The organism is Ruegeria sediminis, from assembly GCF_005938215.1.
In the GTDB taxonomy this organism is placed as follows: domain Bacteria; phylum Pseudomonadota; class Alphaproteobacteria; order Rhodobacterales; family Rhodobacteraceae; genus Ruegeria; species Ruegeria sediminis.
This window is the reverse complement of record NZ_VCPD01000005.1, coordinates 52195-72229: the sequence shown is the minus strand read 5'-3', so window position 1 is coordinate 72229 and position 20035 is coordinate 52195. Positions and strand designations below refer to the sequence as shown.

17 protein-coding genes and 1 pseudogene are annotated in these 20035 nt (G+C 63.4%); 4 read left to right on the top strand and 14 right to left on the bottom strand.

What is annotated here, in order from left to right; translation table 11 throughout:
* Nucleotides 1-18 precede the first annotated feature (18 nt).
* The 7 genes from ccmB to yajC all read right to left on the bottom strand — a co-directional run bounded on the left by ccmB (nt 19) and on the right by yajC (nt 5441).
* Entirely contained in the window at nt 19-675 is a 657-nt protein-coding gene (gene ccmB, locus FGK63_RS14540; RefSeq protein WP_138843521.1) for a heme exporter protein CcmB, read from the bottom strand.
* A complete protein-coding gene (gene ccmA, locus FGK63_RS14535; protein ID WP_138843519.1) occupies nt 672-1286 on the bottom strand; it encodes a heme ABC exporter ATP-binding protein CcmA in 615 nt (204 codons plus the stop codon). Before ccmA ends, ccmB begins: the two co-directional genes overlap by 4 nt.
* Before the next feature lie 94 nt (nt 1287-1380).
* On the bottom strand, nt 1381-1734 hold the full coding sequence (locus FGK63_RS14530; RefSeq protein WP_138843517.1) for an Mth938-like domain-containing protein: 354 nt from the start codon (nt 1732-1734) through the stop codon (nt 1381-1383).
* A 12-nt stretch (nt 1735-1746) separates the two neighbouring features.
* Nucleotides 1747-2499: a TSUP family transporter gene (locus FGK63_RS14525; protein ID WP_138843515.1), complete on the bottom strand. Its 753-nt coding sequence runs from the start codon at nt 2497-2499 to the stop codon at nt 1747-1749.
* The gene (gene secF, locus FGK63_RS14520; protein WP_138843513.1) at nt 2492-3460 is read right to left on the bottom strand and encodes a protein translocase subunit SecF; all 969 of its coding nucleotides are present in this window, start codon (nt 3458-3460) and stop codon (nt 2492-2494) included. Before secF ends, FGK63_RS14525 begins: the two co-directional genes overlap by 8 nt.
* A gap of 1 nt (nt 3461) precedes the next feature.
* A complete protein-coding gene (secD, locus tag FGK63_RS14515) occupies nt 3462-5123 on the bottom strand; it encodes a protein translocase subunit SecD (RefSeq protein ID WP_138843511.1) in 1662 nt (553 codons plus the stop codon).
* Between the two features lie 33 nt (nt 5124-5156).
* Entirely contained in the window at nt 5157-5441 is a 285-nt protein-coding gene (gene yajC, locus FGK63_RS14510) for a preprotein translocase subunit YajC (RefSeq protein ID WP_138843509.1), read from the bottom strand.
* Between the two features lie 433 nt (nt 5442-5874).
* Here yajC and FGK63_RS14505 point away from each other — a divergent pair, with 433 nt between their 5' ends.
* Nucleotides 5875-6291, top strand: coding sequence for an SET domain-containing protein (locus FGK63_RS14505; RefSeq protein ID WP_138843507.1), 417 nt, complete (start codon nt 5875-5877; stop codon nt 6289-6291).
* A gap of 127 nt (nt 6292-6418) precedes the next feature.
* The gene (serS, locus tag FGK63_RS14500) at nt 6419-7711 is read left to right on the top strand and encodes a serine--tRNA ligase (protein ID WP_138843504.1); all 1293 of its coding nucleotides are present in this window, start codon (nt 6419-6421) and stop codon (nt 7709-7711) included.
* 65 nt (nt 7712-7776) lie between these two features.
* Here the strand turns inward: serS and FGK63_RS14495 are convergent, their stop codons facing one another.
* The 6 genes and pseudogenes from FGK63_RS14495 to FGK63_RS14475 form a co-directional block, all read right to left on the bottom strand.
* The gene (locus tag FGK63_RS14495) at nt 7777-8145 is read right to left on the bottom strand and encodes a hypothetical protein (RefSeq protein ID WP_246044039.1); all 369 of its coding nucleotides are present in this window, start codon (nt 8143-8145) and stop codon (nt 7777-7779) included.
* 15 nt (nt 8146-8160) lie between these two features.
* Nucleotides 8161-8319, bottom strand: a pseudogene (locus FGK63_RS21230) (helix-hairpin-helix domain-containing protein); the annotation flags it as partial.
* 102 nt (nt 8320-8421) lie between these two features.
* Nucleotides 8422-9408 (bottom strand): fatty acid desaturase, encoded by a 987-nt coding sequence (locus FGK63_RS14490; RefSeq protein WP_138843500.1) that lies wholly within the window; start codon nt 9406-9408, stop codon nt 8422-8424.
* 162 nt (nt 9409-9570) lie between these two features.
* On the bottom strand, nt 9571-11037 hold the full coding sequence (der, locus tag FGK63_RS14485) for a ribosome biogenesis GTPase Der (protein WP_138843498.1): 1467 nt from the start codon (nt 11035-11037) through the stop codon (nt 9571-9573).
* A gap of 48 nt (nt 11038-11085) precedes the next feature.
* Nucleotides 11086-12408, bottom strand: a complete 1323-nt coding sequence (locus FGK63_RS14480; RefSeq protein ID WP_138843496.1) for a PQQ-like beta-propeller repeat protein — start codon at nt 12406-12408, stop codon at nt 11086-11088.
* Between the two features lie 49 nt (nt 12409-12457).
* On the bottom strand, nt 12458-13129 hold the full coding sequence (locus FGK63_RS14475; protein ID WP_138843494.1) for a hypothetical protein: 672 nt from the start codon (nt 13127-13129) through the stop codon (nt 12458-12460).
* A 222-nt stretch (nt 13130-13351) separates the two neighbouring features.
* Here FGK63_RS14475 and FGK63_RS14470 point away from each other — a divergent pair, with 222 nt between their 5' ends.
* Together FGK63_RS14470 and FGK63_RS14465 are read left to right on the top strand one after the other, a co-directional pair.
* Nucleotides 13352-14596, top strand: coding sequence for an efflux RND transporter periplasmic adaptor subunit (locus FGK63_RS14470; protein ID WP_138843492.1), 1245 nt, complete (start codon nt 13352-13354; stop codon nt 14594-14596).
* Entirely contained in the window at nt 14593-18399 is a 3807-nt protein-coding gene (locus FGK63_RS14465) for an efflux RND transporter permease subunit (RefSeq protein WP_138843490.1), read from the top strand. Before FGK63_RS14470 ends, FGK63_RS14465 begins: the two co-directional genes overlap by 4 nt.
* Here the strand turns inward: FGK63_RS14465 and FGK63_RS14460 are convergent, their stop codons facing one another.
* Nucleotides 18400-19956: a phospholipase D family protein gene (locus FGK63_RS14460; protein ID WP_138843488.1), complete on the bottom strand. Its 1557-nt coding sequence runs from the start codon at nt 19954-19956 to the stop codon at nt 18400-18402.
* Nucleotides 19957-20035 lie beyond the last annotated feature (79 nt).

The window sequence follows — 20035 nt, the reverse complement described above, 5'->3', positions numbered from 1 at the left end:
CTTCTCAATTGACATCGGTCAACGCAGATTGACGCGCAGCACTGCGGCGCTGGCAAAGGGCAAAAGTGCGATGGTGGCAGCGGTGATCCCGGCCAGCATCAGCAGGGGCGTCGCAGTCTCCATTCCGGTCGCGCCGCGGCGCGCAACCTCGGCCCCGAAGATCAGCGTCGGTACATAGAGCGGCAGAACCAGCAGCGACAGCAAAAGCCCGCCCCGCTTCAGCCCCACGGTCAGGGCAGCGCCAAAGGTGCCGAGGACACTGAGCGCCGGGGTTCCGATCGCCAGCGAAACGACCAGCCAGAAGAACCCCGGGACCGGCAGGTTCAGCAGAACGCCCAGAACGGGGGCGGCCAGCACCAGCGGCAAGCCGGTGGTGATCCAATGAGCCAGCGCCTTGATGGTCACCACCGATTCCAGCGGCAGCGGCGCCGTGGCAAGCAGGTCGAGCGAACCATCCTCCCAGTCCAGCGCCAGCAGCCGGTCGAGCGACAGGAGGCAAGCCAGCAACGCGCCAAGCCACAGCCCCCCCGGCGCAATGGTGGACAGCAGCGAGGATTGCGGCCCGACCGAGAACGGCACCAAAACCGTGACGATCAGGAAAAAGGCAAGACCCAGCCCGAACCCTCCGCCCGCGCGGAAGGCCAGCGTCAGGTCGCGCTTGAGCAGGGCGATCACAGGAAGCCTCCGTCAAAGTCGTCGATCGGTTGCGGCTTGGCCTTGTAAGGGCCGACGTCCAGCACCTCTCCGTCAAGGCCCAGGTCGATATGCGTGGCGATCAGGGCCGAGCCGCCCTGCCCCAGATGCCGCCGTACCGCATCGGCAAACATCGCGACCGCATTGCGGTCGAGCGACACGGTGGGTTCATCCAGCATCCAGATCGGGCGGCCGGTCACCAGCAACCGCGACAGGCCCAGCCGCCGTTTTTGTCCCGCAGACAAGTTGCCGGCATGGCGTTCCGCCAGGTCATTCAGGCCATAGGCGTCAAGCGCCGCCTGAATATCCCTGGCCCCGAACACCGACGCCCAGAATCGCAGATTCTCGACCACGCTCAGCGTCGGTTTCAATCCGTCGGAATGGCCTGCATAGGCCACGGTGTCCTCGGCGCCTGCGATCGTGCCGGCAAGAGGTGGCTGCAGCCCGGCCAATGTCCGCAGCAGCGTCGTCTTGCCGATTCCGTTCGGGCCGCGCAGGATCAAAGCCTTTCCCGGCTCCAATTCGAAATCGAGCCCTTCGAGAACGGGCACGCCGCCACGGGTGATGGAAAGGTCTGTAACGGTCAGTGTCATGCAGCCCGCTTATCCCATTGCCGGCGGGGGAAAAAGGCGGGATTTGCCGCATCCCGGCATTGCCGCCCCGTCACGACGTCGCAACGGGGTTCCATCACACTGGTAGCACGGCCAGCGCGATCCGGCGACCTTCGGAAAGGAGTACATTATACGTCCGGCAAGCCGCGGGCGAGTTCATGATCTCGACCCCCAGCCCCTTGCCTTCCAGCGCGGCACGCAGACCGGCAGGGATATGCGCCACCTCCTTGCCGGTGCCGATGAAGATCACGTCGATGTCGCCGGCCAGGTCCAGAAGCGCGGCCTCGTCCTGGTAGCCGCCCCACGGACGCGTGCCGTCCGGGCCGGTCAGAACCGAGCCCTCATGCACTTCGCCACCGATGCGGAAGAACCCCGGACCGTATCCGTCCACGGGCCGGGCACCGGAAAAAGCCATTTCATTCAGGCGCATGTACGTCTTCCTTCAATCCAGGATCGGCAGTCCCGAGATCACCGCCAAGGCAATCACGGAATATGACGCGCGCCGGTAAAGCTTTTTAAGAGACGGATCGAAAAGCGCCTTGCCGACAAGCGTCGTCACAAGATACGGCATCGACAGCAGAGCGACCACCCATAGCGTTGTGACCCCGGCAAGCCCTCCCAGAAGGATGTTGAAGACGATCACGATGTCGAGCATCGCCAGGAAGATGATCGTGTTGGCCCGCACTTTCCGCACGTCGCGCGCGTTGGCCAAGTAGAAGACGATGACCACCGGCCCCGTCAGCCCGGTCATGCCCCCGACCGTTCCCGCCCCGCCACCGATCGCCAACCGCCCCGGCCAGCCGAGCCGCCCGTGCCAGCGCCAACCGGTGATGACGGCCATCAATGTCAGTCCGATCACGGCGCTTGAAACCCAGCGCAGCGTCAGCGCATCGAGTTGCGCCATAGCCCAAAGGCCGAAGGGCACCATCACGGCGGCCGACAGCGCCAGCGTGCTGACCTCGCCCTTGTCGCATTCCCTCCAGGCCTGGGGTGCCAGCGCCAAGGTCGAAAAGATGCCCGTAGCGGCCATCAGGAAAACCACGTCCGCCATGGGCAGGAACTGCGTACCCACGGGCACAAAGATCATTGCGGTGCCGAAACCCGTGAAGCCGCGGACAAGTCCCGCGGCTCCGATGGTGAAAAGCATCCAGCCGAGGCCCGGCAATGCCAGGGCCTGCAGGAAGCTCTCAGGCATCTATGTCGGCAAACTGGTTGCCGGCCGTATTCGAAGGTTTCGACCAGTCCCGCTTGACGCCCAGCCACAAAAGGATGGTCGAGGCCACGAAGACAGACGAATACGTCCCCACGATCACGCCCCAGATCATCGCGAAGACAAAGCCGCGGATCACGTCGCCGCCCAGAACGTAGAGCGAGACCAGCGCCAGCAGCGTCGTGACCGAGGTCATCAACGTGCGGCTCAGCGTTTCGTTGATCGAGAGGTTCAGGACCTCCTTCAGGTCCTTCTTCTTGTATTTCCGCAGGTTCTCGCGCACCCGGTCGAATACGACCACGGTGTCGTTCAGCGAATAGCCGACAATGGTCAGCAGGGCCGCGATGATGGCCAGATCGAACCGGATCTGCAGTTCCGAGAAGATACCGATGGTCAGGATCACGTCATGCACCAGCGCGGCGACAGCGCCCAGCGCGAATTGCCATTCGAAGCGCAGCCAGATGTAGACCAACACCGCCGCGATCGCGAGCATGACCGCGATGACCGCCGTCTGGATCAACTCGCCCGACACTTTCGGGCCCACCGATTCCACTGACACGAACTCGATATCCGGCGCAACGCCGCGCATTGCATCGAGGACGTCACTGATGATCTGGGCAGTGACCGCCTCGGCGTCTTCCTGCGCCTGAATGCGGATCATCGCCACGTTCTCGTCGGGGCCGAAAGTGGGGTCGAAGATCTCGGTGATCGTCACGTGGCCCAGATCGAGCGGAGTGATGGCGTCACGATAGGCGCCCACGTCGATGGCTTGCGCGCTTTCAGTTCTGATCGTGGTGCCGCCCCGGAAATCGATGCCAAAGTTCAATCCCTGGATCAGGAACGAGGCAAAGCCCACCACCATCAGCAGCGCCGAGATGCCCAGCCACAGCTTCCAGCGACCGAAGAAATCGAAAGAGGTTTCCTTGGGAACAAGTCTCAGTCTCATGTCAAACCTCGATCGTCTTGGGGCGGCGGCGTTCAAACCACATCACGATCATCGTTCGCGTCACGAAAATCGCGGTGAAGACCGACGTGATGATGCCCAATCCCAGGGTGATGGAAAAGCCCCGCACCGGACCCGATCCCATTGCGAAAAGGATCACCGCCGTGATGAAGGTGGTGACGTTGGCGTCAAGGATGGCCGACAGCGCCTTTTCGTAGCCAAGTTCGATGGCGCGGGCCGGGCCTTTGGCGGTCTTGAGTTCTTCGCGGATGCGTTCGAAGACCAGCACGTTGGCGTCCACCGCCATGCCGACGGTCAGCACGATCCCCGCGATGCCAGGCAGGGTCAGCGTCGCCCCGATCAGGGACAGCAGCCCAAAGATCAAGCCCACGTTGATGATCAGCGCAAGATTGGCGAAGATGCCGAACAGGCCGTAGCTCAGCGCCATGTATGTCAGAACGGCGGCGAAGGCTACGATGGTCGCCACCTTGCCCGCATCGATGCTGTCCTGGCCCAGTTCCGGACCGATCGTGCGTTCTTCGAGGAATTCCAGCCCGGCGGGCAGCGCCCCCGCGCGCAGCAGAACGGCCAGATTGGTGCTTTCCTCGACGGTGAAGCGACCGGTGATGATGCCCGAACCGCCGGGGATGTGCGACTGGATCACCGGCGCCGAGATCACCTCGTCGTCAAGAACGATGGCAAAGGGCGCACCGACATTGTCGCGGGTATAGTCGCCGAACTTGCGCGCGCCGGAGGTGTTGAAACGGAAGTTCACCGCCGGCCGGCCATTCTGGTCGAATGCCGGCTGCGCGTCCACCAGTTCCTCGCCGGTCACGACCGGGGCGGATTCGATGGTGTAGTAGACGCCTTCTTCGTCCAGCGACGGGATTACCTTTTCGTCGACGCCTGCGGGGGCATCCGGATCGGATCCGCGCGACACGACCGGGTTGAAGGTCAGCTGCGCAGTGGTTCCGATGATTTCCTTCAGCTCCGAAGCGCTGCCGATGCCAGGCACCTGGATCAGGATGCGGTCCGCGCCCTGACGCTGGATCGTGGGTTCGCGGGTGCCTACTTCGTCGATCCGGCGGCGCACGATCTCGAGCGCCTGCCGAACGGTGCGGTCATCCGAGGCCAGCTTTTCCGCCTCGGACAGTTGGACGACGATGGTGTCTCCATCGGCGCGAACATCGATATCCGACGCGCCGGCTCCGGTCAGGGTCTGGATCGGACGCGACAGGCCGCGCACCACCTCGACGGCGCGGGTCATGCCTTCGGGCTGGCTGATCTTCACGCGAATCTCGTCCGGCGCCGAAGGCTGCTTGCGGATCGTGCCGACAGTCGTCCGTTCGTCCCGCAGGGCGTCGCGGATTTCCGGCCACATGGCCTCCATCCGGGATTCGTAGACGTCACCGACCTGCACCTCGGCCAGCAGATGCGCGCCGCCCCGCAGATCGAGCCCCAGATTGACCAGCGAAGACGGCATCCAGCTTGGCCATTCATCGGCTTCCGCCTGCAGGGCCGGGCTGTCATTGCCCAGTTCGATTGCCGCCCTTGCGTCGTTGGACTGTTCGACGCGGGTATAGAACGCGTTTGGCAGGGCCATCAGCAGACCGGCCACGCAGACCAGCCAGATCAGAACCCGCTTCCAGGTGTCGATTTGCAGCATTGCCCTGCCTTTTCAAGAGTTTGACGGACGAAGTTACTTCGCCGGCTCGGTCTTGTTCAGAACCTGGGCGATGGTCGAACGGACCACGCGGACCTTGACGCCTTCGGCGATCTCGACTTCCAGTTCGCCGTCTTCCTTGACCTTGGCCACCTTGCCGATCAGACCGCCCTGGGTCACGACCTGATCGCCGCGGCGCAATGCCTCGACCATGGCCTGGTGCTCTTTCACCTTCTTCTGCTGCGGGCGGATCAGCAGGAAATACATGATCGCGAAGATCAGGATCAGCGGGAGAAACTGGGCGATTGCGCCACCTTCCATGGGATATTCCTTTGTTCAGATGTTGGGGAGGTTTCCCCGCGAATTTGGCGGGAACCTATGCGTTGCACAGGGGGTTTGCAAGCAATGCCGTCGGGACGGCGAAGGGACGTCAAAGCAACGATGTTCGGATGCACTCGAACGTCGCTGGCATGCGCCCGGTTCGCTTTCGGATCAGGTGAGGCGGAGCATGCGATCGATCCTCCGTTTCTTTCCGGTCAGCCCATTGCCGGCCGGTGCGTTGCTGGGCCGCACCTTTCGGGCGCGAAACGGCTGGATTTCTTGCGGGATGGGCGGCGCGCCTTGCGAATCATGTTGCAAAATCTGGCGATTCGGCGCTTAGCTTGGCGTCGCGCAAGCCGCCGAGCGCGGGGTTTCGCCCCACTTTCCGGTCCGGAAGGCGGCCCGGCCATTTCTCACAAGAAGGAAGAGGCGCATGCTGATGGTGCGCTGCTATCTTGCCCCCTCGCAGATCGAAGGGCTGGGGCTATTTTGCCATGACGACATCGCCAAGGGCGACCAGGTCTGGCGCTATGACCGGATGCTGGATCTGGTCTATCCAATGACCAAGCTCGACACGGTCGATGCACCCGCGCGGGACTTTTTGGAACGCTACAGCTTCCCCGACATGGACCGGCCGGGCTACATGATGCTGTTCGGTGACGAGGCGCGCTTCATCAACCACGCCATGTACCCCAACCTCGATTTCTCGGACGGCCTGCGCGGGATCGCCGCGCAGGACATTCCGGCCGGCACCGAACTGACCTGCGACTATTCCGATTTTCATACCGGCGAGATCGTGTTGCAACCTCCGCGTCACCGGGTCGGCGGCCTGCATTCCACGACCCACTGAACAAGGCAGGGACCGGTCGGCAACGGCCGGTCCTTTTCTTGCCCCCGACAAGGTTGGCGGCGCTACACCCCGCCCCGCAGATGGTGCATAACCGGATCCAGTGAATCACCGTTCAAGGATCCGACCCATGCACGACATCCGCATCATCCGCGAAAATCCAGCCGCCTTCGATGCCGCGCTTGCGCGCCGCGGGGATGCGCCGGTGTCGTCGGACCTGCTGAGGCTGGACGAATCCCGCCGCGCCAAGATTCTGGCCGCCGAAACCGCGCAGGCCGAGCAGAACAAGGCCAGCAAAGCGGTCGGCGCGGCCAAGGCCAACGGCGACGAGGCCGAATTCGAGCGTCTCCGCGCCTTGGTGGCCGAAAAGAAGGCCGAAGTGGCCCGGATGCAGACCGAGGCCAAGGATCTGGACGCGCTGTTGGCGGATCAGATGTCTCGTATCGCCAACCTGCCGGCCGACGACGTGCCGGATGGCAAGGACGAGAATGACAACGTCGAAGTGAACCGCTGGGGTACGCCGCGCGAATTCAGTTTTGCACCGAAAGAGCACTACGAGATCGAATGCGTCAAGAACGGCATGGATTTCGAAACGGCGGCCAAGCTGTCCGGCTCGCGCTTCGTGCTTCTGTCGGGCGCAGTGGCGCGCATCCACCGGGCGCTGGCGCAGTTCATGCTGGACACCCATACCACCGAGAACGGGCTGACCGAGGTCAATGGTCCGGTTCTGGTCCTGTCCGAAATGATGTACGGCACCGGGCAATTGCCGAAGTTCGGCGAAGACAGCTATCAGACCCGCGAAGGCTGGTGGCTGATCCCCACGTCCGAAGTGTCGCTGACCAACATCGTCAACGACAGCATCGTCGAGGAAAGCTATCTGCCCCGCCGATACACCGCGCACTCGCTGTGTTTCCGGTCCGAGGCCGGATCGGCGGGCAAGGACACGCGCGGGATGCTGCGGCAGCACCAGTTCGAGAAGGTCGAGATGGTGTCGATCACCCATCCGGACAAATCCGACGACGAACAGAAGCGCATGTTGCGCTGTGCCGAGGGTATCCTGGAAAAGCTGGGCATCCCCTATCGCACCGTCGTCCTGTGCACCGGCGACATGGGATTTGGCGCGCGGCGCACCTATGACATCGAAGCATGGATTCCGGGGCAGAACACTTATCGCGAGATCAGCTCGGTTTCGACCTGCGGTGATTTCCAGGCCCGCCGCATGAACGCACGTTTCCGTCCCGAAGGCGGCGGCAAGCCGGAATATGTGCATACCTTGAACGGTTCAGGTCTGGCCGTCGGCCGGTGCCTGATCGCCGTGCTAGAGAACGGCCAGAACGAAGACGGCACCGTTTCGCTGCCCGAGGTTCTGTCGCCGTACCTGGGCGGCAAGCTGACGCTGCAACTGGACGGCACTTTGGCATAAGAAAACCGGCAGCCGGACATCCGGCTCCGGCTTGAATGTTGAAGGGGCGAAGAGGCGAACGGTGATTACTCCTTCGCCTTTTTCTTATTCTTCTTGTTCTTCTTTTTCTTCTTGTCTTTTTTGTCCTTCTTGGACTTCGTCTTGACCTTTTCCTTGGCCTTTTTGAACTTGGCCTCGATTTCCTGTTTTTTCTTCGCCGCCTTTTTGGCCTTGGCCTTTGCCTTGGCTTCCTTCTTGGCTTTCGCTTCCGCCGCGGCGAGGGCTTCGGCATCCGGGCCGTCCTCTACGGGTTTGGGTGCCGAGGCGGCCCGTTTCACGGTTTGGGGCGTGGTCCTGCGCTCAGCCGCCTTGCGCCCTCCGGCAGTTTTTCGGCCCGCAGGTTTGCGCGCCGAAGTGCGGCGCACGGGCGACGTCGCTGGCGCCGGCGCGGCCAAAAGTTCCTTCGCGGCCGCGATCAGGACAGGTGCGCGGGCCGTTCCGATGCGGGGAACCTTAACCAGTTGTTCAGGTGTCGCGCCGGCCAGGTCGGCCGCTGTCTTGTACCCGTGGGCGATCAGAACCTCTCCCAGCGCCTTTCCTACTCCGCGCACATCCGTGACTGGTTTCATTTCCGGACCTTTCCTTGTCTCTCGTTCAGTTTCACGTTTTTTTGGGCAGGCACCACGTACCTTCAGCTGGCGACCCGAGGCCCCCGCGCCGTGCAGACGGCTTCAGCCGGTTTGGGCCAGGTTGGGGTTCCGAACTTCTCTCGGAAACGGGACCAGCCGCTTCGCGTCTTCGTCCCACAGCTTGAGATTCAAGGCGGCCACCGCCTCGGGGAACTTAATGCGGCGCGGAGTGTATTCGGGCGGCAGGTTGTAATGGCACGCCCGAAGCCGGTACGAGGGGATCCGCGCGTTGAAATGGTGAATGTCATGCAGCGTGATGCAGGCCACCGCCGCGTCGAACCACCAGCCGAAATCCAGGGCCGAAGAGCCCTGCAAGGCTGCCAGTTGCGGGTCAAGATCCGGGCGGCGGTCCCAGTAGGTATCCTCGAAATTGTGCTGCAGATAGACGAGGAACACTCCGATCATGCCGCCGAGGAAGGAAAACCCGATCCAGACCAGAACGCCGGTGGTCCCCGCAACGAGATAGAGGAGCCAAAGCATCACCACGATCGACAGGTTGTGCAGCAGCACCCCTTTGGCCCCGAAGCGGGTTGTGTTCTTCGGCCATCGGTAGCGGATGAAATAGGTGAACAGCGCCCCGATCGGCACCAGGAAGAACGGATTGCGATACATGCGGTAGATCAGGCGTGTCTTCCAGTCCGCCTTGTGCCATTCCCGCAAGGTCATGGTATGGATCTCGCCGGTTTCGCGATGCTCCAGATTGCCGACTCCCGCATGGTGCAGGTTGTGGTTCTGCTTCATCACCTCGAACGGCGCGAAAGTGAAGGGCGACAGCACATGGCCTGCCCATTCGTTCTGCTGCCGGGTCTCGAACAGCGAGTGATGCCCGCAATCGTGCTGCAACACGTAGAGGCGCACGGCGCAAAAGGCGAACACAACCCCGGCGGGGATCAATACGTACCACTTGTCCACATGGGTGGTCGCCAGCCACAGCGCCGTAAAGTAGACGGCGAAGGTTCCGAAGTAGCTGAAAGCGGCGCGCCGGTTGTCCTGCACCGCGTATTGTCGTGTATATGCCCTCAGATCCATGCCGCCCGCCCTCACGATGGCCCGGTCAAACTTCGTTGCAAGATAGGCGCGGCTCGTCCCGGAACAAGCCGCCCGCGCATGAACCGTCGCGCAGGCGAATGCTAACGCCATGAGCAGGGCAATGTCACGCCCTGCTCGCAAAAATTCCGCGAATTGACGAGGTTACCCCTTGCCTTTGAGGTGCTTGGCCAGCGCGCCTGCGTTCTTCTTGCGCCGTCCCTTGTAGGGGTTCTTGTCACCCTGCCCGCGCAGGGTCAGCCGGATCGGAGTGCCGGGCATGTCGAAATCCTCGCGCAGGCCGTTGACCAGATAGCGCGAATAGCTGGCCGGCATCTTGTCCGGATGCGAGCACATGACGACGAAGCCGGGCGGCCGGGTCTTGGCCTGGGTCATGTAGCGCAGCTTGATCCGCTTGCCCTGCGGCGCCGGCGGCGGATGCTGCTCCAGCATGCCTGTGAGCCACCGGTTCAGCGCGGCGGTCGGTACCCGGCGGTTCCATACGTCATGGGCCCGCAGGATGGCGTCGTGCAGGCGGTCAAGGCCCCTGCCCGTCTTTGCCGATACCGTCACCAGCGGGGCGCCCCGCAGCTGTGGCAACAGGCGTTCGAAAGCCTCCTTGAGCTCGCGCAGCTTCTCCTGCCTGTGCTCTTCCACGTCCCATTTGTTGACCGCGACCACGACGGCGCGGCCTTCGCGCTCGGCCAGGTCGGCGATCCGCAGATCCTGCTGTTCGAAGGGGATGGCGGCGTCCAGCAGGACGACCACGACTTCGGCGAATTTCACCGCCCGCAAACCGTCCGACACCGAGAGCTTTTCAAGCTTTTCCTGCACCTTCGCCTTCTTGCGCATACCTGCGGTGTCGAAGATGCGCATGGGCGTGCCGCCCCAGTCGATGCTTAGGCTGATCGCGTCGCGTGTAATACCCGCCTCGGGGCCGGTCAGCAGGCGCTCCTCGCCGAGGATCTTGTTGATGAGAGTGGACTTGCCCGCGTTGGGACGTCCGACGACCGCCACCTGCAACGGTTTCGCCGCGGTAATCGCTGCGGCTTCAAACTCCCCGTCCTCGTCTTCCGGCAGTTCGACATCCGTCGCGGGTGCTTCCACTACTTCCACTTCGGCAGCCTCTTCAGCCATCGCATCGGCGATCGGCATGAGCGCGGCATAAAGATCGGCCATCCCCTCGCCATGCTCGCCGGACAGTCGGATCGGTTCGCCCAAGCCCAGGCCGTAGGCTTCCAGCACCCCGGCATCCGCCGCGGCGCCTTCGGCCTTGTTGGCGGCGAGGATCACATGTTCCGAGCGTTTGCGCAGGATCTCGGCGAACATTTCGTCCACGGGCGTGATCCCCGCCCGAGCGTCGATCAGGAACAGGCAGACATCGGCCATGTCCACCGCCCGCTCGGTCAGCCGACGCATCCGGCCCTGCAGGCTGTCGTCGGTGGCATCCTCCAACCCGGCCGTGTCGATCACGGTGAACCGGAGATCGCCCAGCCGCGCCTCGCCCTCGCGCAGGTCGCGCGTCACGCCGGGCTGGTCGTCGACCAGAGCCAGGCGTTTGCCGACGAGGCGGTTGAACAGGGTGGATTTGCCCACGTTCGGGCGCCCCACGATGGCGAGGGTAAGAGACATGTCACTCAACTTTCAAAACTCAGACGCGCCCTATAGCGCGTCCGGGCGTCAACGGAAAGCGTGCAAATCACCCTTGGCCGAGACCACATACAGCGTCTGGCCTGCCACCACGGGCGCGGTCGTGGCCCCGCCGGGCACTTCGGCAAGATGCACCAACGTACCGTCCACCGGGCTGAAGAACCGCAGGTACCCGTCGTTCGAAGCCACGACCAAGCGCCCGCCGGCCATGATCGGGCCATAATGGGCGACGATCGGGCCGCGTCTTCTGGGCTTGTCCTTGACGAACCCGGGCAGATCCTTGGCCCAGACAAGCGAGCCGTCCGCGGCGTTCAGCCGGATCAGCTGGTTGCGGTCGCTGACAAGAAAGACGCTGTCTCCGACCGGCCATACCGGGCCCAGGGAACCTTCGTCCGCGGTCCAGGTCCGCTCGCCCGAGTCGGCCTTGTAGGCAACGGTTCGGCCGGAATGGTTGCCGATATAGACCGTGTTGCCCGAGATCATCGGAGCGCCGGTCACGTCGATGATCTGCGCCGCGGCGCGCCCTTTGCGGCCACCCGAGACCGAGGCGTTCCAGCGGCGGATGCCGCCGCGCCGGAAGCTTGCCGTCACATCGCCCGAGCCGAATGCAAAGATCACCAGGTCCGAGGTCAGGGCCGGGGCCGGCGCGCCGAGAACGTTGCCGACGCTGGGCGTGCCCTCGATCTGCCACTGAATGCGCCCGTCCTTGGTGCTGACGGCCCAGCCGGTCTGATCCCCGGCCACGAGGTACAGCAGGCCGTCGCGGATGGTTGGCATCCCGCTGCCGGTCGCATTCAGCTTTTGGCGCCAGCGAACCCCGCCGGTCCGGGCGTCCAGGGCGGTCAGGCGACCGAAGCCTGACGACACGTAAAGAACGCCGCCATCATAGGCCAAGCCGCCGCCAGTGGCGGCTTTTTCGTTTTCGCCCGAAGGAATCAGGTTGGTGCGCCAGACCACGCCGCCCTGCGGCGTGACTGCGGTCACCGTGGCGCCGGAATCGAGGGTATAGACCAGCCCGCCGGCCACCACGGGATCGGCGGTGATCCGCTGTTTGCGCGCGTCACCGCTGCCGATCGGCACCGACCAGATTCGCTGAGGCGAGGCCCGAAGGGCCGCATTCGACGTGCGGAAGGCCGGTGTGCCCGGGCTTTGCGCCCAGCTTGCATTGGCCTGCTGCGACGGCAGTCGGATGGGCCTGGAGCCCGAAGTCTCGACAGTTGCGCCCTCGGACGAAGGCCGGATGTCCTCGCGTTCGCCGGGCAATATCTCTTCACGTTCGGTGCAGGCGGTCAGGGTGATCAACGCTGCAGCCATCAGCGGCAGCCCGTAGCGGAAAAAACTCTTTGTTACCATGGTATCTTGAACTCGCCTGTCGTGTGATTGCCGTCCGCGCGAACCGGGCTCAGCCCTGTTGACCGGAAAGAGGCTCCGGTTTTCCGCCCAGCGCCACAATCAACTGAGTGGCGCGCTGTTGCAAGTCCACGCTCGCCTCGGCGTCCTGTCTGACCGCCTCGAGACGGGTCAACGCTGCGTCAACTTTGCCTTCCTCAATGTCGATCAGGGCGAGTTGCTCTTCGGCCAACAGGCGCAGCGGCGCGCCCGGGTTGGCCAGGGCCTCGAATTGCTGGCGTCGGTCGGCGACGGGCAGACTGTCGCCTTGCATCAGAAGGCCCTTGAACGCCGCGATCTGGCGATAGATCTCGGGCAACTCGCCATCGGCCGCGATACGGTTCAATCCTTCAACCGCGGCATCGGTTGTACCCGTATTGGACGCGGCCGAGGAAAGCAGCATCTGTACGACCGCATCGCCACCGGCGGATTCGGACTGGATTTCCGCCAATCGCGTCGCGCGCCCCTCGGCGTCATTCTCGGCCAGCGCGGCGATGATCTGATCGCCCAAGGATTCGGCCGAGGCCGTCGCCGTCGCCTTGCGGTATTCGTTGTAGGCCGCGCCGCCGACAACGATGATCACCAGCAGAACGCCCACCCAGCCCCAACGGCGCAGCAGCAGGTACAGACGATCACGGCGAACCTCTTCGGTCACCTCATCGATGAAACTGTCAACGTCGCTCATCCCTGCCCCCGGGTGCTGTTATCCAAAAGTCGGCCTGTCATACCCCGCCCCATGCGGCAAGCCAAGTGCCCCGATCCGGTCATTTTCGACCTGCTTGCACAGTCAGGAGAAAAAAAATAATCTGAACTGGTCAGTTTAGAGTGGACAAGACACAGAACCAGCCCCATCTGAGGGCATGTACATATTTCTGTTTGCACGGAACGGTTCTGGGAAAGGCACAGGATGCGATTGATCCCCTTCATCACCGCCCTTCTGGTGACGACCGCATTGTATTTGCTGGTATTCGAACGCGAGGCGTTGCTGGTTTTCGCCAAGAACGAGGCCGCCGCAGCGCAAAATGACCAGGCAACACAGGCCACGGACGAAGCCGTCGCCGAGGCGACGGCGAAGGCGGTTGGCGTCGTCGCACTTCGGTCCACGGCGCGCGAGATCAACAGCGCCGTCGTGCTGCGGGGTCAGACCAAGGCGAACCGTCAGGTCGAAGTCCGCGCGGAAACCACCTCGACCGTGATTTCCGAACCCAAGCGCAAAGGCGCCTTCGTCAAGGCCGGCGAAGTGCTTTGCGAACTGGATCCGGGCACCCGCCCCGCCAGCCTGGCCGAAGCCAGGGCGCTCAAGGTAGAGGCTGAAAGCCGGATGCCCGAGGCGCAGGCAAAGCTGGATGAGGCGCTGGCTCGGCTTGCCGAAGCCGAGATCAACTTCACCGCTGCCCAGAAGCTGTCGGAAACCGGCTATGCTTCGGAAACGCGCCGCATCTCGACCGAAGCCGCCATGCGGGCCGCCGAGGCGGGCATCAAATCGGCCGAGGCCGGGCTGGAAACCACCCGCGCCGGTATCGAAGCCGCTACGGCAGCCGTGGCCGTCGCCCAGCGCGAGATGGATCGCCTGACCATCGAGGCGCCGTTCGACGGGCTTCTGGAAAGCGACACGGCCGAGTTGGGAAGCCTGATGCAACGTGAAGCGGGCTCGCTCTGCGCCACGGTGATCCAGCTTGACCCGATCAAGCTGGTTGGGTTCGTGCCCGAGACCGAGGTCAACCGGGTCAGCCCGGGCGCTCTGGCGCAGGCCGAACTGGTCACGGGGCTTCAGGTCCAGGGCCAGGTGACCTTCATCAGCCGCTCTGCGGACGAGACCACCCGCACCTTCGAAGTGGAAGTCACCGTTCCCAACCCGGATCTTCAGATCCGCGACGGCCAGACCGCGACCATCGCGATCTCGGCTGAAGGCGCCAAGGCGCATCTGTTGCCGCAATCCGCACTCACGCTGAACAATGAAGGGCAGTTGGGCGTCCGCATCGTCGGCGAAGGCAACGTGGTCGATTTCATGCCAGTACGCCTGCTGCGCGATGCGCCGCACGGCGTCTGGATCGGCGGTCTGCCCGAAACGGTTGACGTGATCGTCGTGGGGCAGGAATTCGTCACCAAGGGCGTGACGGTCGCGCCGACCTACCGCGAGGCGTCCCAATGACCGGCATCGTCGACTGGGCCGCCTCTCGGGCCCGAATGGTTCTGGCCTTCATCGCGATCTCGATCGTGGTCGGCGGATTCGCCTATGTGAGCCTGCCGAAGGAAGGCGAGCCAGACATTGAGATTCCGGCGCTGTTCGTGTCGGTCCAGTTCCCGGGCATCTCGGCGGAAGACAGTGAAAACCTGCTGATCAAGCCGATGGAGACCGAACTGGCCGATCTCGACGGCCTAAAGAAGATGACCGCGACCGCGGCCGAGAACTATGCCGGTGTTGCGCTTGAGTTCGAGTTCGGATGGGACAAGAACGCGATCACCGCCGACGTGCGCGACGCGATGAACAGCGCCCAGGCCGAATTCCCGGATGGGGCCGAGCAATACACGCTGAGCGAGTTCAATTTCTCCGAATTCCCGATCGTCATCGTCAACCTGACGGGCGCGGTGCCGGAACGGACGATGGCGCGCATCGCCAAGGACTTGCAGGACGATCTGGAAGCCCTGGACGCGGTGCTCGAGGCCGGGATCGCCGGGAACCGCGACGAGATGCTCGAGGTGGTGATCGACCCGCTGCGGCTCGAGGCTTACAACGTCACCGCGGCGGAACTCATCAATGTCGTCCAGAACAACAACCAGCTGATCGCGGCGGGCGAGGTCGAGACCGAGCAGGGGACGTTCTCGGTCAAGATCCCGTCCTCGTTCAAGACGGCGCGGGATGTCTACGACCTGCCGGTCAAGGTAAATGGCGACCGGGTGGTCACGCTGGGGGAGCTGGCGGTCATCAACTACACCTTCGAAGACCGCGAAGGCACGGCGCGTTTCGATGGCGAATCTACCGTCGCCCTGCAGGTGGTCAAGCGCAAGGGCTACAACCTGATCGACACCGTCGAAACGGTGAAACAAACCCTCGCCGAGGCCCAGAAGAAATGGCCGCCGGAGCTGCGGGCCGCCGTCGAAGTGGGCACCTCGAACGACCAGAGCCGCGTCGTCGGTTCCATGGTCAGCCAGCTTGAGGGATCGGTGCTGACCGCAATCGCGCTGGTGATGATCGTGGTTCTTGCTTCGCTGGGTTCCCGCGCGGCGTTGCTGGTGGGCTTTGCCATTCCGACATCCTTCCTGCTGTGCTTTGCCTTTCTCGCCGCGATGGGTGTCAGCATCTCGAACATCGTGATGTTCGGCCTCATCCTTGCCGTGGGGATGCTGGTCGATGGTGCGATCGTTGTGGTGGAATATGCCGACAAGCGCATCAAGGAAGGCGTCGGCCCCATGCACGCCTATGTCGAGGCGGCGCACCGGATGTTCTGGCCTATCGTATCCTCCACCGCGACGACGCTCTGCGCTTTCCTGCCGATGCTGTTCTGGCCCGGCGTGCCGGGCGAGTTCATGGGGATGCTGCCTGTCACGCTGATCTTCGTTCTGTCCGCCTCGCTGGTGGTTGCGTTGATCTACCTGCCGGTGATGGGCGGCGTCTCGGGCCGCCTCAGCCGGGTTTTCGACCGCGCCTCGAATTGGCTGCGCGCGCGGACGCCGTGGTGGCTGCGCGCCCTACTGGTGCCCCCTGCCCTCTACATGATCTTCCTCGGCGCCATGCAGTTGCTGAACCCGCATTACCTGCTGCCCCAAGGTGCGCCGGGCGGGACGGCCCTGGGCGCTCTGATCTTCCTGTCCGGCGCGTTTGCCGGCTCGGTGACGCTGGGCGCGGCGCGGATCGAGTTCGCCGACGACCGCATCCACACCGCCAAGGAACACACGCTGTTCGGCCGCTTCATCCAGTTCATCGCCGGCAACCCGATCATGCCGATCGTGTCCATCTTCGCGGTGTTCTTCGCGGTCTACCAGGTCGCCTTTGTCATTTTCCCCGAGAAAACACGCGGCGTGGAGTTCTTTGTCGAAAGCGAGCCTGAACAGGCCACCGCCTATGTCCGGGCGCGGGGCAACCTGTCGCTGGCGGAAAAGGACGCGATGGTGCGCGCGGCAGAAGAGGTCATCGGATCGCACCACGCAATCACCAACGTCTTCGCCTTCGCCGGCCAGGGCGGGCTGAACCAGAATACCGGCGGCTCGCAGGCCCCGGCAGACACGGTTGGCCGGGTCCAGTTCGAGATCATCCCGTGGGAGGACAGGCCCAAGGTGTCGCAGCCCGTTGCTGGCGGGCGATTCTCGCGCGAGGTGGTCGCCCCCGACTATGACGGCGATGCGGTCATCGAACAGTTGAACGCGGCACTGGCAAAGCTTCCCGGGTTCGAAGTCGAGATCGAAGTGCTGGGGCGCGGCCCCGCCTCGGCCAAACCTGTGCATTTGCGGATCAAGGGTGACAGCTGGGACGACCTGACCACGGCGACCGAAGCTGCGCGGGCAACCTTCGACGCGACCCCGGGGCTGATCCGGATCGAAGACAGCTTGCCCCTGCCCGGCATCGACTGGCAGATCGACGTGGACGTGGCCAAGGCCGGCCGGTTCGGCGCCGACGTGGCGACAGTGGGCGCGATGGTGCAACTGGTGACTCGCGGCATCCTGCTGGGCGAAATGCGCCCCGAAGGCAACGACGAGGAAATCGACATCCGCGTACGCCTGCCCGAACAGGACCGGGTGCTGTCAACGCTCGACACGCTCAAGGTGCGCACGCCGGAAGGGCTGGTGCCGCTGTCGAATTTCGTGACCCGAACGCCGGTGAAAAAGCTGGCGCAGATCAACCGCGTCGACCAGGAACGGTACTATGACGTCAAGGCGGATGTCGAACCCGGCCTGACCAAGATCGTGACGACCGACGAAAACGGAACCGAATCGCGGCTGGCGCTGGTTCGCGAGGCCGCCGATGGCGCGTCTGCCCAAGGCGAAATCGTCGAAAGGGCCGACGGCAAGCCCTTTGAACTGGTCCAACTGACCGAGGCGGACAATGTCGAGGACCTGCGCGCCGCCATAGCCGCGGGCGAGGCCAGGTTCGCGCCGGTCAATCCGAACGAACGGATCGCCGTTCTGACCGAATGGCTGAACACCGACCCCCTGCCCGCAAGCGTAAGCTGGGAATGGACCGGCGACCAGGAAGATCAGGCCGAAAGCCAGGAGTTCCTGTCCAAGGCGTTCCTCGCCGCGCTGGGGCTGATGTTCGTGATCCTGCTGGCGCAGTTCAACTCGTTCTACAACTCGGTTCTGGTTCTGCTGGCCGTCGTCCTGTCGACGACAGGCGTCCTTATCGGGATGATGGTGATGGACCAGCCCTTCTCGATCATCATGACCGGCACCGGCATCGTGGCTCTGGCCGGGATCGTGGTGAACAACAACATCGTGCTGATCGACACCTATCAGGAGTACAGCGGCTACATGCCGAGGATCGAGGCCATCGTGCGCACCGCCGAGGCACGCATCCGCCCGGTGCTTCTGACCACGCTGACCACGATGGCGGGCCTGACGCCGATGATGTTCGGCCTGTCGCTCGATTTCATAGGCGGCGGCTATTCCATCGACAGCCCCACTGCGCTGTGGTGGAAACAGCTGGCGACGGCCGTGGTGTTCGGACTTGGCATCGCGACGGTGCTGACCCTGATCGTGACCCCCTCGTTCCTGGCCCTGCGCGTCTGGTTCTCGACCTACATGGTCTGGTTGGGCCGGTTGCTCGCCCGACTGACCGCGGGCCGCTCCAGCCGCATCGCGCGCGACATGGCGCTTGGCCGGACCGCGCGCAACCTGCACGCGACCGAGATCATCTGGACCGAGGATACGCTCCAGCCGGTCGATGGCGGCGAAAGCCGGGCACCCGAGGATGCCGACGGCGACATGCCGCCGACCAAACCGCTGCGAGCTGCCGAATAGCTACAGCATCCACTGGATTGGTAGCCAGCCCATGACCCGGACCAACGTCCGGCTCATGCCGCTGGTATTCGGTTCCTCGACGTATAGACGCTCGCTGCCATCCGCCAGGGTTTCGCGCCAGACCATGTTCCCGTTGTCGTCGTACACGACGCGATAGGCCCGCGCGGCCAGGTTGCTGTCGAAATCACCCATGAGTTCTTGGGCAAGATCGGGGCTGCGGACCAGGAAACCCATTTCGGTGTTCAAGGAAGCAGACCTGGGGTCGAAGTTGAAAGATCCCACGAACAGATACTGCCTGTCGATGATGAAGGTCTTTGCGTGCAGACTGGTATTCTCGGATCCGACCAGACCGAATTGCTGCAACAGGTCGGGTTTCACCTGATCCGACTTGAGTTCATGGACCTCGACCCCGGCATCCAGCAGCTTGTCGCGGTACTGCCGGTAACCCGAATGAACCGGCAGCACATCCGTCGCCTCCTGCGCATTGGTCAGCGTCGCGACGCGCAATCCCTCACGCGCCCAGTTCGACAGAATGTCGGTCAGGCGGTCTCCCGGGACGAAATAGGCCGAGACCAGCATGATCTCGCTGTCCGGCCGCTCGATCAGTTTCAGCAGCCGGGAAATCATGAAATCCTCTTCGGACGCTTTGGCCAGACCTTTGCCTGGATCATCGCTGACCAGGTCCATCTCGACCCATTCAAATGCTCGCGCATTGTCCAGAAGCTCGTTTTTCAGCGGCAAGTCCCTTACCGCGCTGGCATAGGGTTCTCCTCCCGGCAGGGCCAGAACCTTCGCGACGGAACGTTCCAGGATGCTCCGCTCGGCCGGCTGCTGCGGCAGCACCAGTGACACCGGGACCGATGACGGGCTGGCCCAATAGAGGTCGAAATCCTCGGACACGGCGCGGGCCGCTTCGCCCAGCGCGACCACGTCGAGATCGAAATAATTGACCTCCAAATCTCGGGCAAAGTAGATGTTGCCGATGTTGCGCCCGCCAACGACGGTGGCGACACCGTCCACCGTGAAGCTCTTGTTGTGCATGCGCCGGTTCAGCCGGCTGAAATCCAGTACGTAAGAGATCATTCTCGGCGATCTGAGCATGAACGGATTGAAGAGCCGCACCTCGATGTTGGGATGGGCGTCCAACTCGGCAAGCTCGGGGTCCAGATCAGGCGTCCCGTTGTCGTCCAGCAAAATGCGCACGCGCACCCCGCGGTCGGCGGCGCGTTTCAGTGCGTCGAGCAGCAGAAGGCCAGTGAGGTCCTTCTGCCAGATGTAGTAACGCGCGTCGATGCTCTGCTCCGCCAGATCCGCCAGTTGAATGCGCGCAGCAAAGGAACTGTGCCCGTCCTGAAGCCGGGTGATGCCCGAGCGCCCCAGGTTCTGTTCGACCAGCGGCAGAACGATCCGGCCCAGCGTCGTCTCGGTGCTGGCAGGAACGGCGGTGGTCGCGGGTGCGGCATCGTTCGACGGCACGGGATAGAGAAATCGAAACCCGAAGCTCGCCACAACCAGAACGACCGCCGAGATCAGGAGAAAACGAAGCAGTTTGAACATCCCGAGCCCCTCAAAAGTCAATGCTCGGACCCAAGCTAGCCGTAAATCCGCAATCACAACAAGGCTGAGACGGGCTCCC